This window comes from Mediterraneibacter sp. HA8405, from assembly GCF_056148955.1.
Map to the genome: position 1 here is coordinate 2,040,597 of NZ_CM148758.1, position 14,963 is coordinate 2,055,559.

At 46.8% G+C, this 14,963-nt stretch carries 16 protein-coding genes; 14 read left to right on the top strand and 2 right to left on the bottom strand.

Features of this window, described 5'->3' with window-relative positions:
- The first annotated feature begins 39 nt into the window (after positions 1–39).
- Positions 40–177 carry a hypothetical protein gene (locus AC0QUU_RS09580; protein WP_474542387.1) on the top strand — a complete coding sequence of 46 codons (138 nt, stop codon included), beginning with the start codon at positions 40–42 and terminating at the stop codon, positions 175–177.
- A 71-nt stretch (positions 178–248) separates the two neighbouring features.
- Here AC0QUU_RS09580 and rpmB read toward each other — a convergent pair whose 3' ends face one another.
- On the bottom strand, positions 249–434 hold the full coding sequence (gene rpmB / locus AC0QUU_RS09585) for a 50S ribosomal protein L28 (RefSeq protein ID WP_474542388.1): 186 nt from the start codon (positions 432–434) through the stop codon (positions 249–251).
- A 187-nt stretch (positions 435–621) separates the two neighbouring features.
- Here rpmB and AC0QUU_RS09590 point away from each other — a divergent pair, with 187 nt between their 5' ends.
- The 9 genes from AC0QUU_RS09590 (at position 622) to AC0QUU_RS09630 (ending at position 10,221) form a co-directional block, all read left to right on the top strand.
- The gene (locus AC0QUU_RS09590) at positions 622–981 is read left to right on the top strand and encodes an Asp23/Gls24 family envelope stress response protein (RefSeq protein WP_474545556.1); all 360 of its coding nucleotides are present in this window, start codon (positions 622–624) and stop codon (positions 979–981) included.
- A 13-nt stretch (positions 982–994) separates the two neighbouring features.
- Positions 995–2,668 carry a DAK2 domain-containing protein gene (locus AC0QUU_RS09595; RefSeq protein WP_474542389.1) on the top strand — a complete coding sequence of 558 codons (1,674 nt, stop codon included), beginning with the start codon at positions 995–997 and terminating at the stop codon, positions 2,666–2,668.
- Between the two features lie 91 nt (positions 2,669–2,759).
- Complete coding sequence (gene recG, locus AC0QUU_RS09600; protein ID WP_474542390.1) at positions 2,760–4,820, top strand: ATP-dependent DNA helicase RecG; 2,061 nt, start codon at positions 2,760–2,762, stop codon at positions 4,818–4,820.
- 87 nt (positions 4,821–4,907) lie between these two features.
- Positions 4,908–5,732, top strand: coding sequence for an AraC family transcriptional regulator (locus tag AC0QUU_RS09605; protein WP_474542392.1), 825 nt, complete (start codon positions 4,908–4,910; stop codon positions 5,730–5,732).
- A 100-nt stretch (positions 5,733–5,832) separates the two neighbouring features.
- Positions 5,833–8,055, top strand: a complete 2,223-nt coding sequence (locus AC0QUU_RS09610; RefSeq protein ID WP_474542394.1) for an alpha-galactosidase — start codon at positions 5,833–5,835, stop codon at positions 8,053–8,055.
- Between the two features lie 221 nt (positions 8,056–8,276).
- Positions 8,277–8,483: an alpha/beta-type small acid-soluble spore protein gene (locus tag AC0QUU_RS09615; RefSeq protein WP_087160530.1), complete on the top strand. Its 207-nt coding sequence runs from the start codon at positions 8,277–8,279 to the stop codon at positions 8,481–8,483.
- Positions 8,484–8,583: 100 nt separating this feature from the next.
- Positions 8,584–9,153 carry a 16S rRNA (guanine(966)-N(2))-methyltransferase RsmD gene (rsmD, locus tag AC0QUU_RS09620; protein WP_474542395.1) on the top strand — a complete coding sequence of 190 codons (570 nt, stop codon included), beginning with the start codon at positions 8,584–8,586 and terminating at the stop codon, positions 9,151–9,153.
- Entirely contained in the window at positions 9,147–9,656 is a 510-nt protein-coding gene (coaD, locus tag AC0QUU_RS09625; RefSeq protein ID WP_474542396.1) for a pantetheine-phosphate adenylyltransferase, read from the top strand. Before rsmD ends, coaD begins: the two co-directional genes overlap by 7 nt.
- Positions 9,640–10,221, top strand: coding sequence for an ATP synthase subunit B family protein (locus AC0QUU_RS09630; RefSeq protein ID WP_474542397.1), 582 nt, complete (start codon positions 9,640–9,642; stop codon positions 10,219–10,221). The genes coaD and AC0QUU_RS09630 overlap by 17 nt, the downstream gene beginning before the upstream one ends.
- Here AC0QUU_RS09630 and AC0QUU_RS09635 read toward each other — a convergent pair.
- Positions 10,218–11,165, bottom strand: a complete 948-nt coding sequence (locus tag AC0QUU_RS09635; RefSeq protein WP_474542398.1) for a nucleoside recognition domain-containing protein — start codon at positions 11,163–11,165, stop codon at positions 10,218–10,220. The two genes, AC0QUU_RS09630 and AC0QUU_RS09635, sit on opposite strands and share 4 nt — an antisense overlap.
- A gap of 98 nt (positions 11,166–11,263) precedes the next feature.
- Here AC0QUU_RS09635 and AC0QUU_RS09640 point away from each other — a divergent pair, with 98 nt between their 5' ends.
- The 4 genes from AC0QUU_RS09640 to AC0QUU_RS09655 all read left to right on the top strand — a co-directional run bounded on the left by AC0QUU_RS09640 (position 11,264) and on the right by AC0QUU_RS09655 (position 14,961).
- Positions 11,264–12,097, top strand: a complete 834-nt coding sequence (locus AC0QUU_RS09640; RefSeq protein ID WP_474542400.1) for a M23 family metallopeptidase — start codon at positions 11,264–11,266, stop codon at positions 12,095–12,097.
- A 100-nt stretch (positions 12,098–12,197) separates the two neighbouring features.
- The gene (locus AC0QUU_RS09645) at positions 12,198–13,586 is read left to right on the top strand and encodes an RsmF rRNA methyltransferase first C-terminal domain-containing protein (protein WP_474542401.1); all 1,389 of its coding nucleotides are present in this window, start codon (positions 12,198–12,200) and stop codon (positions 13,584–13,586) included.
- Complete coding sequence (locus AC0QUU_RS09650; protein ID WP_474542403.1) at positions 13,583–14,290, top strand: pseudouridine synthase; 708 nt, start codon at positions 13,583–13,585, stop codon at positions 14,288–14,290. Before AC0QUU_RS09645 ends, AC0QUU_RS09650 begins: the two co-directional genes overlap by 4 nt.
- Positions 14,284–14,961 (top strand): HAD family hydrolase, encoded by a 678-nt coding sequence (locus AC0QUU_RS09655; RefSeq protein ID WP_474542404.1) that lies wholly within the window; start codon positions 14,284–14,286, stop codon positions 14,959–14,961. Before AC0QUU_RS09650 ends, AC0QUU_RS09655 begins: the two co-directional genes overlap by 7 nt.
- Positions 14,962–14,963: the final 2 nt, after the last annotated feature.

Genomic DNA, 14,963 nt, shown 5'->3' on the forward strand with positions numbered 1-14,963 from the left:
CGCATAGAATAAATCAATAGGATACCCGGGAGCAGAAGTATGAAAAAAGTATGCGGTTTTGCGCTGTTCTGGATTGCCATAGGCATGTTTATAATGATGCTTCTCCCCAATCTGGTATGGGGGGTCATCCTGCTTTTGATCTTTGTAGTACTGGGATATCGTCTGTTCTGCTGCTGAGAAGAGAAAGAAAAAACCCGCATCTGTCAAAACAGATACGGGTTTAATTTTCATTCTGCTTCTGTGGAAAATTATGCTCTTTCAACACGTCCTGACTTCAGGCATGATGTACAAACATACATTTTTCTGGAACCGCCTTCTGTTTTTACTCTGACGGATTTCACATTTGATTTCCACATTTTCGGTGTTTTTCTATGAGAGTGGCTTACATTGTTACCAAAGTGAGCGCCCTTTTCACAAATAGCACATTTCGCCATGACTGCACCTCCTAACAATCTGAACTGGTCTTATAGACTCATAACAATGATATTCTAGCAGAAAGATTTTACCATTGCAAGTATTTTTTAAAAAAAACGAATCCGTATTGTAAAATTTATGAAGTGATAGTATAATAATCATGTTATTTATGGTAAAAATCCATATAAGGACTGGAGGTAATATATGATGAAAGGAAGCATGAGCACAGATCTTGGAATCATTACAGTCAATCCTGAAGTAATCGCCAAATATGCGGGCTCCGTAGCGGTTGAGTGCTTTGGAATCGTAGGAATGGCGGCTGTTAATATGAAGGATGGGCTGGTGCGTCTTCTGAAGAGAGAAAGCCTTACACACGGGATTCAGGTTGAGATCTCAGATGACAATGCCATCACCCTTAATTTCCATGTAATCGTTTCTTACGGAGTAAATATTCTTTCCGTCTCCGATAATCTGATGAGCAATGTGAAATACAAGGTCGAAGAGTTCACCGGAATGTCGGTAGAGAAAATCAACATCTTCGTTGAAGGTGTGAGAGTGATAGATTAAGGAGGATTTTATCGTGGCTGTTAAGACGATAAATACACAGATGCTTCAGAAGATGTTTCTTGCCGGTGCGGCAAATCTGGAAGCAAAAAAAGAATTCATCAATGAATTAAATGTATTTCCTGTGCCGGACGGAGATACCGGCACTAATATGACACTGACGATTATGTCAGCGGCAAAAGAAGTAAAGGCCATTGAAAACCCGGATATGCTTTCTACTGCAAAGGCAATTTCCTCCGGCTCACTGCGCGGTGCCCGTGGAAATTCCGGCGTTATTCTTTCACAGCTTCTGAGAGGATTTACAAAAGAAATCCGTGACTATGAGGAGATTGACGTCTCTGTTCTGGCAAGAGCCTGTGAAAGAGCGACCGCAACAGCATATAAAGCTGTTATGAAACCAAAAGAAGGTACAATTCTTACTGTGGCAAAAGGCATTTCACAAAAAGCCGGAGAACTTGCCGAAACAACGGAGGATCTTGAAGTGTTCCTTCCGGAGGTTATCCGCCATGCCGAAGATGTGCTTGCACAGACCCCGGAACTTCTCCCTGTCCTGAAAGAGGCAGGAGTGGTTGATTCCGGCGGGCAGGGACTTGTGGAGATCCTCCATGGTGCCTACGATGCATTTTCAGGTAAGGAAATTGACTATTCGGCAATCGACGCGGGAGAGGGGACAAAAATGGTAAAGCCTTCTCAGCAGGCAGAGGCAGATATCAAATTCGGCTACTGTACGGAATTTATTATTATGACAGACAAGCCTTTTACATCAAAGGATGAAACCGAGTTCAAAGGTTATCTGGAATCCATCGGAGATTCTATTGTCTGTGTTGCGGATGATGATATTGTTAAAATCCATGTTCATACAAATGATCCCGGTCTTGCCATTCAGAAGGCGCTCACATACGGACAGCTCTCACGGATGAAAATTGACAACATGCGGGAAGAGCATCAGGAAAAACTGATCCGCGACGCAGAAAAGGTGGCGAAGCAGCAGGCTCAGGCGGCAGAGCTTAAGAAAAAGAAAGAAGCGCGCAAGCCGGTCGGATTTATTACAGTTTCCATCGGCGAGGGAATGAATGAAATTTTCCGTGAACTTGGTGTGGATTATATTATTGAAGGCGGACAGACTATGAATCCAAGCACAGATGATATGCTGACTGCAATTGATCATGTAAATGCAGATCACATTTTCATCTTCCCGAACAACAAAAATATTATCCTCGCGGCAAACCAGGCACAGTCATTAACCAAAGATAAGGATATTATTGTTATTCCCACAAAGACGGTTCCTCAGGGAATCACGGCTGTTATTAATTACATGCCGGAAGCGGATGTGGATACAAATATTGATGCAATGAATGAAGGCATTGCTCATGTAAAAACCGGACAGGTAACCTATGCTGTAAGGGATACCCATATTGATGATAAGGAAATCCACGAAGGTGATATTATGGGAATTGGTGACGAAGGAATTTTGTCGGTATGCCAGTCTGTAGAAGAAGCGGCCAGAGAAATGCTTGCACTGATGGTAGATGAAGACGCTGAACTGATCAGCCTCTATTATGGACAGGATGTGACAGCTGAAGACGCCGAGAAACTGGCTCAGGCTGTCGAAGAACAGTACCCGGATGTAGATGTTGATCTCCATTCCGGCGGACAGCCGATTTATTATTATGTGCTTTCCGTAGAGTAAAGATCCGGCAGAATAAGAACGCGAAGAGAACGGGGCGTTCTCCCGACAGGGAGAATGCCCTGTTTTATAATAACAACAGGAGCAGCTGAAAATGAACGAAAAAAACAGTATCGGAAAACTTAAGGGAATCGGGGAAAAGACAGAAGCACTGTTCCATCGGATCGGAGTAAATACAATCGGGGATCTGATCCGTTATTATCCCAGAGGATATGACATTTTTGAAGATCCGGTTCCCATCAGCCAGCTGGAAGAGGGTAAAACCGCCGCTGTAACAGGCGCGGTCTTTGGACGGATACAGGTGTCGGGAAATCAGCCCCTGCAGATTACCACTCTCTATCTGAAAGATATAACAGGTACACTTAAAGTCATCTGGTTCCGTATGCCTTTTCTGAGAAACACACTGGGAAAAGGCGGCCCGCTTACCCTCAGAGGCAGAGTTGTGCGAAAGAGAGAAGGGCTTGTAATGGAACATCCGGAGATTTACTATCCTTCTGTGAAATATGAGGAGAAAAAACATTCCATGCAGCCCGTGTATTCTCTGACAGCCGGGCTGACCAATAATGCTGTAATAAAAGCAGTAAAACAGGCCCTAGAGTATGTCAGCGAAAAACAGAATATTCTCCCCTCCGGACTGGAAGTGAAATATCATTTTCCACCTTACGCCCAGGCTGTACAAATGATGCATTTTCCGGAAAACAAAGAAAGTTTTATCCAGGCAAGGCAGCGGTTCGCATTTGAGGAATTCCTTATATTTGTCCTGGCCCTCCGCCGGATGAAACACGCAGAGGCAAGAGCAAAAAACCAGTTTTATCTGCCGGATTCCCCTCTGCTTACCGGATTTCTGGAGCGTCTTCCCTATCAGCTGACCGGCGCGCAGAAACGCGTGTGGGAAGAAATCCGCGCAGATATGCAGGGACCCGCAGTAATGTCCCGCCTGGTCCAGGGAGACGTAGGATCCGGGAAAACGGTCATCGCCCTGCTCGCACTTCTTCTTGCAGGTCTCAACGGCTGCCAGGGCGCACTGATGGCTCCGACAGAAGTGCTTGCCAGACAGCATTTCGAGACAATTTCAGGCATGCTTGAAGAATACTCCATCCCGTTGAAGGCAGAACTTCTCACCGGCTCTATGACAGCACGGCAGAAACGGGAGGCCTATGAAAGGATAGAAAACGGCAGTGCTTCAATCATAATCGGAACTCATGCGTTAATCCAGGAAAAAGTGAATTACAAGAACCTGTCTCTTGTTGTAACCGACGAGCAGCACCGTTTCGGCGTCCGCCAGCGGGAGGCGCTTGCCGGAAAAGGAAGGACCCCTCACATTCTGGTAATGAGCGCCACCCCCATCCCCCGGACGCTGGCCATCATTTTATACGGGGATCTGGATATCTCGGTAATTGATGAGCTGCCGAAAAACCGTCTCCCTATTAAAAACTGCGTGGTGGATACCAGCTATCGGGAAACCGCTTACCGCTTTATGAAAAAACAGGTGCTGGAAGGCAGACAGTGTTACGTAATCTGCCCTATGGTAGAGGAAAGTGAAAGTCTGGAAGCGGAAAATGTAATGGATTATTCATCCATGCTTTCGGAAGAGATGGGCGTGCAGATCCGTGTGGGGTGCCTGCACGGACGTATGAAACAGCAGGAAAAAGATGCCGTTATGGATGCTTTCGGCCGGAATGACGTCCAGATTCTTGTTTCTACTACCGTAGTGGAAGTCGGAATCGACGTGCCGAATGCTACCGTTATATTGATTGAAAATGCAGAGCGTTTCGGTCTGGCCCAGCTGCACCAGCTCCGGGGCCGTGTGGGAAGAGGCAGGCATCAGTCTTACTGCATTTTTATGTCCCCTTCAAAATCAAAAGAAACGAAGGAACGTCTGGAAATACTGAACCATTCCAACGATGGATTTTTTATTGCGGGAGAAGATCTGCGCCTGCGGGGACCCGGAGACCTGTTCGGCATCCGCCAGAGCGGAATTCTGGATTTTCAGATCGCTGATGTGTTTCAGGATGCAAGGCTTCTCCAGGAAGCCGGTACGGCGGCAGACAAGATTCTTGCTGAGGATCCGGATCTCGCCTTACCTGAACATGCCGGATTAAAGAGATGCATTGAAAATAAACTGCAGCAGATCATGCTGGAGACTACTTTGTGATCTGCCGGTTCCGTTATAAGAACGGCAGCATACAGCAGGAAAGCCGGATATACGGAGAGACAAATTGATTCAGGAGGAAGCGGCAAAATGGAAAATGCAAATGTATTTCAGATGAAAAACAGAAAATTTCCTGACTTTTATTTATGTTTCTGCGGCTATTCAGAATGCGGGCCGCTTCACAGTTTCGGTCCTGCAGTCAGGCCTAACTATATTCTGCATTATATTGTAAAAGGCAGGGGCATATACCAGGTGGGAGAAGACCGTTATAAGCTGGAGGCCGGTCAGGGATTTCTGATTGAGCCGGAGGTGAGAACTTTCTACCAGGCAGATGCTGAGGAACCATGGACTTATCTCTGGATCGGCTTTAACGGCGCCAGGGCAGGGGACTATCTAAAAGAGATCGGCCTTGGCGGCAATCGCCTGACTTTCAGCTGTACAGAAGGCGCGAAACTGAAAGAAATGATGAAGAAGCAGTTGGAAAACAGCACCTACAGTGTGGAAAATGATTTTCTGAGCGAAAGCTTCCTCTGTTCTTTCTTCGCAGTGCTTGCGCACAGTATGGAACTGAACGCTCCGGTCAGACAGAAAAGCGAGAATATGTATGTAAGGAAAGCCGTAGAATACATTCAGAACAATTATTCTTACGGCATCAATGTGGCTGACGCGGCAGCCTATGTAGGGGTCAGCAGAAGTTACCTTTACACCCTTTTTCTGAAAACGCTTGGTCTTTCACCGCAGGAATACCTGATCAGTTACAGAATAACCAGAGCTTCCCAGCTTCTCGTCATCAGTGACCTTCCCGTAGAAGGAATTGCCCAGTCCTGCGGATACGAAGATCCGCTTGTCTTTTCAAAAGCATTTAAACGCCGTACGGGGATGTCGCCCACCCGGTACCGGAAAGTAAATCAGTAAACATTTTGACTGTTTTATAAAACATTTCCGCCTGTTGCTTTTATACTTTTTCCCTATAATAGTGGAAAGAATAAGCCAACCGCATACAGGAGGGAATGATATGAATATTGTATTCCATGAATCATGCAGAACATTTCATCTTTATAATGATCAGATCAGCTATATTTTGACAGTTCTTCCCAACGGCCAGCTGGGGCAGCTCTATTTTGGAAAAGCAGTCCGGGATCGTGACGACTTTTCCTTCCTTCTTGAAACCTGCAGCCGGCCGATGGCTTCCTGTGTTTTTGATACAGATAAAAAATTTTCTCTGGAGCACATCAAACAGGAATATGCCGTTTTCGGCACAACGGATTTCAGATCTCCTGCCCTAGAAGTAGTACAGGAAAATGGCAGCCGGATCAGTGATTTTCAGTATCAGACATACAGAATTCTTCCGGGCAAACCCGGACTGGAAGGACTTCCTGCCACCTATACTGAGTCCGATGATGAGGCCCGGACACTGATTGTAACCGTAAAAGACCCGGTAACCGGACTGGCGGCGGAACTTCTTTATACGATTTTTGCGGAAAAAGGAATTCTTTCCCGAAGCGTCCGGTTTATAAATCAGGGAGAGGAAACCCTTCATCTGACAACTGCCATGAGTCTGTGCATGGACCTTCCGGACAGCAATTATGAATGGATTCAGTTTTCCGGTGCATGGGCGCGGGAACGGTATCCGAAAAAACGGATCCTGGAACAGGGCATCCAGTCTGTCGGAAGCCTGCGGGGCCATTCCTCCCATAATCACAATCCGTTTGTTATACTGAAACGTCCGACAGCCGACGAGTTTCAGGGAGAAGTCATCGGTTTCAGTCTGATTTACAGCGGAAACTTTCTCATACAGGCAGAGGTTGACACCTATAATACAACCCGGATCCTGGCCGGAATCCATCCGTCAGGATTTGACTGGAAACTGGAAAAGGAGCAGGTATTCCAGACTCCGGAAGCAGTTATGGTTTATTCCAACAGAGGAATGAATGAGATGAGCCAGACATTTCACCGGCTCTATCAGAAACGGCTTGCCCGGGGATACTGGAGAGACAGAGAACGCCCGATTCTTATTAATAACTGGGAAGCAACCTATTTTGATTTTACCGAGGAACGTCTGCTTAAAATTGCAGAGAAAGCAAAGGAAAGCGGAATTGAGCTTTTCGTTCTGGATGACGGATGGTTCGGGGAACGCAGCTCCGAGCATGCCGGGCTTGGCGACTGGACCGCAAACCGGAATCGATTTCCGGAAGGCATCGCCGGAATTGCTGAAAAAATTAATAAAATCGGTATGAAGTTCGGTCTCTGGTTCGAACCCGAAATGGTGAACAGGGATTCAGATCTGTTCCGCCGTCATCCGGACTGGATTCTCTCCGCGCCGGGACGCCGTTCTTCCCAGGGCAGATTTCAGTATGTTCTTGATTTCTCCAGAAAAGAAGTGGTGGACTGTATCTATGAGATGATGGCGGATATTCTCAGCCATGCAGCGATATCATATGTAAAATGGGATATGAACCGCAGTATTACAGAATGTTACTCTGCAGCTCTTCCGGCTGACCGGCAGGGAGAAGTTTACCACCGCTATATCCTTGGAGTATATAATCTGTATGAGCGCCTGACCGGCCGTTTTCCTGAAGTCCTTTTTGAATCCTGCGCCAGCGGAGGCGGAAGATTCGATCCGGGAATGCTTTATTACGCGCCCCAGGCATGGACCAGTGACGATACGGACGCCGTAGAGCGGGTTAAAATTCAGTACGGCAGTTCTTACTGTTATCCGGTAAGCAGCATGGGAAGTCATGTATCTGTGTCGCCAAACCATCAGCTTAACCGCAGCACACCTCTTTCCACAAGGGCAAATGTGGCTTATTTCGGAACCTTTGGCTACGAACTGGATCTGAATAAACTCTCCGGAAGGGAACAGGAGGAAGTAAAAGCTCAGGTTGCGTTTATGAAACAGTACAGGAAACTGATCCAGTTCGGTACATTTTACAGATTATTAAGTCCTTTTGAAAATAACCGGTCGGCATGGATGGTCGTCAGACCGGACAAAAAGCAGGCTCTTGTAGGATGTTACCGGACGCTCAGTGAAACAAACGCGCCTTACACCCGTCTTCTTCTGAAAGGGCTGGACGAGGGAACCAGATACTGTATCGAAGGAGACAGCAATACTCACTATGGCGATGAGCTGATGAACATCGGCCTGATTACTTCGGATGCATCCTGTGGAGAAATGGCGGAAACAGATGTTCCCTGCCGTGATTTTGATTCAAGATTATATATTTTAAATGCATTATAAAAATGAAGACGGACAGTCTGTATTTTTGCTATGAATTTCCAGACTAAAGCTGCAAATCCTCCATATACTAAGAGCGTAACATGAAGAAACGGAAGCAGATGTATCGTAACCGGCTGCATTCAAAGCGGCAGATTACATACAGATGCAGCCGGAAGAATATGTTACAGAACACAGAAAAAGTAACAGTACTGTTACAAAGTTGCAGAAGGAGGAAAAAGATCATGGCAAGTCGTTCATCCAACAGAGCAGCAGTGCCGGAGGCAAAAGGCGCTCTGGACAAATTCAAGTACGAGGTTGCAAATGAGCTCGGTGTACCGCTGACTGACGGTTACAACGGAGACCTTACGTCCAAGCAGAACGGATCTGTAGGTGGATATATGGTCAAGAAAATGATCGAACAGCAGGAAAAACAGATGGCAGGCAAATAACCATTGTCTGACAGAAAATGAGAGAAAAGCACTCGGGATTGACCTGAGTGCTTTTTTCTGCTAAAATTCAGCATAGTTATAGTAAAAGGAGTGTCGCCATATGAGAGTAATCGCCGGAAGTGCCAGAAGCCTGCGGTTAAAGACCCTGGACGGCATGGAGACAAGACCTACCACCGACCGGATAAAAGAAACGCTTTTTAATATTATCGGACCGTCTGTATACGACAGTGTTTTTCTCGATCTTTTCAGCGGAAGCGGCGGAATCGGAATTGAAGCCTTAAGCAGAGGAGCAAAAGAAGCTTTCTTTGTGGAAAAAAATCCCAGAGCTATGTCCTGCATCAAAGAAAACCTGAAATTCACACGCCTGGAAACCAGGGCTGTTACGATTACCAGAGATGTGATGGATGCACTGTACAGACTGGAAGGAGAAAAAGTATTTGATATCATTTTCATGGATCCTCCTTATGACAGAGACTATGAAAAGAACGTGCTCATATATCTGGCAGAATCCGGGCTTATATATGAAGATACGATGATCATTGTCGAGGCATCGAAAGATACGGATTTTTCCTATGTAAATGAACTGGGACTGCACGTCTTCCGAGAAAAAGTATATAAGACAAATAAACATGTCTTTATTGAGAAGGCAGGGAAGGAAGAAATATGTTAAGAGCAATCTATCCGGGAAGCTTTGACCCGGTTACGTACGGGCACTGTGATATTATACAGAGATCCTGCAAAATCGTAGATGAATTAATCGTCGGAGTGCTGAATAATAAAGCGAAAATGCCGTTGTTTTCTGTAGAAGAACGTGTTAAAATGTTAAAGGAAGTGACGGGAAGTCTGCCAAATGTCAGAATTGTGCCGTTCGACGGCCTGCTCGTTGATTTTGCATCCTGCATGGATGCCCGGCTGATCATCAGAGGACTGAGAGCGATCACAGATTTTGAATATGAACTTCAGATGTCACAGACGAATCACAAACTGGAACCAAAGGTTGAAACCATGTTTTTAACTACAAGTATACAATATTCGTATTTGAGTTCCACCACAGTAAGAGAAATTGCCGCTTTTGGGGGAGATTTGTCACAGTTTGTGCCGGAAGCGGTCGCTGTGGAACTTAAGAAAAAGATGAATACAAAAGGAGAGTGTAATCATGAGCAGCCGCATTGAACAGATTATTGATGAGATCGAAGAGTACATCGACAGGGATTGTAAATATCAGCCGCTGTCTACGACTAAGATTGTTGTTAATAAGGAGCATCTGGAGGAACTGCTGAGAGAACTCCGTCTGAAGACTCCGGAAGAAATCAAGAGATATCAGAAGATTATCGCAAACCGGGACGCCATTCTTGCCGACGCGAAGGCAAAGGCGGATTCCATGATTGAGGAGGCTCAGGTACAGACAACAGAGCTTGTCAGTGAGCATGAGATTATGCAGCAGGCTTATGCCCAGGCCAATGAGATCGTAACTCAGGCTACCGCTCAGGCGCAGGAAATAATCGACAACGCCACGTCTGACGCAAATGCCATTCGCATCGGAGCAATTCAGTACACGGATGATCTTCTTGCAAATGCCGAGAGTATTATCGGACATACACTGGACAGTTATACAACAAAATATGACGGCCTGATCAATTCTCTTCAGGAGTGCTATGATACTGTACGTTCCAATCGTGCAGAGCTGGATATCCCGGAAGATGATGACTATTCTTCATCAGAGGATGAAAATTTCTAGAAAACAGGCTGCAAAAAATTCAGATAAAAAACTGCCAGAAGACTGGCTGCCCCTGCGGCAGCCAGTTTTTGTATAATATAGTGAGATGTTTTCAGACCGGTATCCTGTATCATACATTGTGTCTGCGCCACAGAGCACAGTCCGCCGAAAGATGTAAGCGCCATAATCAGAGCCCAGGACAGAGACAGCCGCACATCAAGACTGTCTATGATAAGAATTCCGTTCGTCATTTCCAGGACGGCTGCCAGTGTTGTAAAAACCGGGCTGTGCTGTCCGGATTCTGACAGGAGAGAAAGAATAACGGAGAACAGTATAATATAACCTCCTACTTTTACAATAGACTCAAAGCTGTTCATCATGCAGGTATCTATCAGAGAAAAGTCCTGCTGCCGTCCCGGACCGTTTTCTGAAGCGGCAGTTTCCTGGAAAAAGCGGCTCCCTTTTTCCAGATAAAATTTCCGGAAAATGAAGCTCAGCAGAACAGGCGCTCCCATCAGTACAATAAGAGAGGGAAGAAGGAGCCGGTCCTTCCCCAGTGTCTTCCATACAATAAAATTTATAATAAAGACAGGGCTTGTATTATTGCAGAAAGAAAGCAGGTACTGTCCCTCATTTCCGGTAATTCTGCCTGTCCGCAGCAGATCCGCAGTTACTTTTGCTCCCATGGGATAACCGCACAGAAATCCTGCCAGAACCGCAAAAGAGCCGTTTCCCGACACACCGAATATCCGGCGGAAAGGCCGGCGTAATATACGGGAGATACATGCAAGACCTCCGGATTCCATCAAAAGATTCGTAATCAGCATAAAGGGAAATAAGGTGGGGAAAACAATCTGAAACCACAGCAGCAGCCCTTCGCTTGCCCCGTTAAACACAGCTCTCGGGAACAAAAGCATTGTCCCGAATATCAGTGTGATCAGCACAGTAGTTGAAAAATGTTTCAAAGGAGAAACCTGCCTTTTCCTGCATGATTATTTCAGTTATATGATCCGCGCATGCCTTTTATGTACGAATCATATAGTAAAAGAAAAAGGGGGTTTTTTTGAAACGAATAAAAAGATATTCGGTTTTTCTGTTTTCTGTCCTCCTGTTTTCCGGTATTTTTCTCGGCCGGCTGCGAGAATCCGCCCAGATTACACGGCTGACAGAAGACACTGTATTTTCCATGGATTTCCGCAGCCAGCCTCTGGACGAGGAAATACTTCAGGAAGCGGAAGAAATGGATTTTCCGGGCGAAATGCTCGGTATCTGTATGCTGGAGACAGATTTCGGCAGAACAGACAGAAGGAAAACACTGGAACAGATGCGGGAGGGAAAGAACAGGTGGGAACAGCGTCCCGGATGGGACAGCTATGTGTCTGCCTGCAGGGCAGTCTGGGATGATCTGGAGTATTTTCCGGTGGCAGAGGCGTCCAACCGTACAGATATGACGGTATCTTTTGTCAATTCCTGGATGTTTGACAGAGATTATGGCGGAAGCAGACAGCATGAAGGGACAGATATTATGCCCTCTGTTGATGAAAGAGGGCTGTATCCCGTTGTCAGCATGACGGACGGGACTGTAAGAAGTATGGGCTGGCTGGAACTGGGCGGATGGCGCATCGGTATTGACGCCCCCGGCGGCGCTTACTTCTATTATGCGCATCTTGCTTCTTATGCGGATCTGAAAGAAGGGGACCGGGTAGAAGCAGGAGATCTGCTGGGATATATGGGAGACAGCGGTTACAGTACTGTGGAGGGTACAACAGGGAATTTCCCCGTTCATCTTCACCTTGGGATTTATCTGTATGACAGCGGACAGGAAATCAGCGTAAATCCCTATCCTGTTCTGAAGTATACAGAGCAGCACAGGATCCGGTACCGTTTTTCGCAATGAAGGGTTTTCCGCAAATGCAAATCGTGATATACTAGCTACATTGAGTTTTTTCTGCATCGTCAGAGAAACATACATTACATATTTAATCGGAGGAAATAAGATGAATTTACCGGAGACGTTTGTCAATAAGATGAAACGGCTGCTTGGCGGCGATTATGAGAATTACGAAAAATGTTTTGATCTGCCGCGCCATTACGGCCTCCGTGTAAACACAGCGAAAATTTCGGTCGAAAAATTTCTGGAAATCGCTCCCTGGCCGCTGCGCCCTGTACCCTGGATTGAAAATGGTTTTTATTTTGATGGGGAGCTTTATCAGCCTGCCAGACATCCTTACTATTTTGCAGGCTTATACTATCTCCAGGAACCCAGTGCCATGACTCCCGCCGACCGCCTGCCTGTTGATCCCGGTGACAGAGTACTTGACGTATGTGCTGCTCCGGGCGGCAAAGCAACAGAACTGGGAGCCAGACTCAATGGGACCGGAATCCTTGCGGCCAATGATCTGAGCAGTTCCAGAGCAAAAGGACTTCTGAAGAATCTGGAACTGTTCGGAATCGGAAATGTGCTGGTGCTCAGCGAAGAACCGGGCAAACTGGTGTCCCGCTTTCCGGAATACTTTGATAAAATTCTTATTGACGCTCCCTGTTCCGGCGAGGGCATGTTCCGCAAAGACAAAAAAATGATACGGGCCTGGGAAGAACATGGGCCGGAATATTTTTCCAAAATTCAGAAAAGCATCATAACACAGGCAGCGCAGATGCTTGCGCCGGGCGGTATGCTTCTGTATTCCACCTGTACCTTTGATCCGGAAGAAAATGAAAAGACGGTCGAGTATCTACTTCGCGAATATCCCGAATTCAGGATCTGCGATATCCGGCCCTACAGCGGATTTTCTTCCGGCATTCCGGAGGAATCCGACAGCAAAAACCCCGAGCTTGCCAGAACGGTACGTATCTTTCCCCACCGGATGGAGGGCGAGGGCCATTATCTGGCGCTGCTGAAAAAAGAGGGCGAAAAGCCTCTGCGCGCAGAGCAGGTTTCTTCAGGAAAAGGAAAAGACAGACTTCCCGAAGAACTGGCGGATTTTCTTTCTCTTGTCTCCAGGGATTTTGATCCTGCACGGATAGAGATCAGGGGAGGAAAAGTATACTTTATGCCGGACGGACTGCCGTCCATGAAAGGCATCCGTTTCCTGAGAACCGGACTTCTCCTCGGAGAACTGAAAAAGAACCGTTTTGAGCCCAGTCAGGCGCTCGCCATGAATCTGAAAAAGGAGGAGTACCGCCATACTCTGGATTTTTCCGTCCGGGATGAACGGGTAATCAAATATCTGAAAGGAGAGACTCTGGATGTGGAAGACCTGGTTTCTCCAAAGGAAAAGGGATGGTATCTGGTCTGCGTAGACGGTTATCCGCTGGGATTCGGAAAACTTGTAAACCAGACGCTGAAAAACAAATATCTTCCCGGATGGCGGTGGATGTCAGCATGAAAATCAGACTGGATAAATATCTGGCAGACATGGGATTCGGCACAAGATCTCAGGTTAAACAGCAGATTGCCAGAGGAAGTGTTACAGTAAACGGATCTTCTGCCGTCCGTCCGGAGCTGAAAATCGAGACGGACAGTGATACGGTCTTTTACTGCGGCGTAAAGGCAGCGTATGAGCCGTATGAATATTTTATGCTCAATAAACCGGCCGGGGTGGTGTCCGCAACCGAAGACAAAAAGGAGCGCACCGTGCTGGATCTGCTCCAGGAGCGAAAACGGAAAGACCTTTTCCCGGTAGGGCGGCTGGACAAAGATACAGAAGGTCTTCTTCTGATTACAAATGACGGAAATCTGGCTCACCGTCTCCTGGCTCCGGGAAAACATGTAGATAAAGTATATTATGCAGAAATCGACGGAAAAGTAACCCGGGAAGATGCAGAACATTTTCTTGCGGGAGTAGACATCGGAGATGAGAAAAAGACCATGCCGGCAGTCCTTGAGATTCTCTCATCGGCAGACCGGTCCCGAGTTCTGCTGACGATCCGGGAAGGCCGGTTCCATCAGGTGAAACGAATGTTTCATGCGGCGGGAAAAGAAGTGCTTTTTCTGAAGCGGATTCAGATGGGTTCCCTGAAGCTGGATGAAAAGCTCAGCCCCGGTGAATACAGAAGGCTGACAAAGGAAGAGGTTGAAAAATTATGTTAAAAGGCAAAAAGGCAGTTATCTTTGATATGGACGGTTCCCTTGTGGATTCGATGTGGATCTGGCCGGAAGTGGACCGGATTTATATGACAAAATATCATCTGTCTCCGCCGGAGACGTTTCATAAAGATATCGAAGGACGAAGCTATACGGAAACAGCTCAGTACTTCGTGGATACATTTTCTACTCTGGACCGTACGGTAGAACAGGTAATGAAGGAGTGGCGGGATATGACCATCCGGCTCTATGCGACAAAAGTCTTCCCCAAACCCGGAGCCGTGGAATTTCTGGAATCCATGCGGCGCGCAGGAGTAAAGCTTGGCATCGCTACAAGCAATAACCGGGAGATTGCCGAAGCGGCTCTGAACGCCCGGAATCTGGCCGGCTTTTTTGATTCCGTGCGTACATCCTGCGAAGTGGCTGCCGGGAAACCCGCCCCGGATGTGTATCTGAAAGTGGCCGATGATCTCCGGGTCTCACCGGGAGAATGTCTCGTTTTTGAGGATGTGCCAAACGGGATCCTGGCGGGAAAAAACGCGGGCATGGAAGTATGTGCCGTGGACGATGCCTTTTCCCGGCCGGACGAAGAAGAAAAGAAAAGGCTGGCTGATTATTTTATTCATGATTATTATGAAATCAGAGACAATACTTATGAAAGATGCAGGAGACATTAATT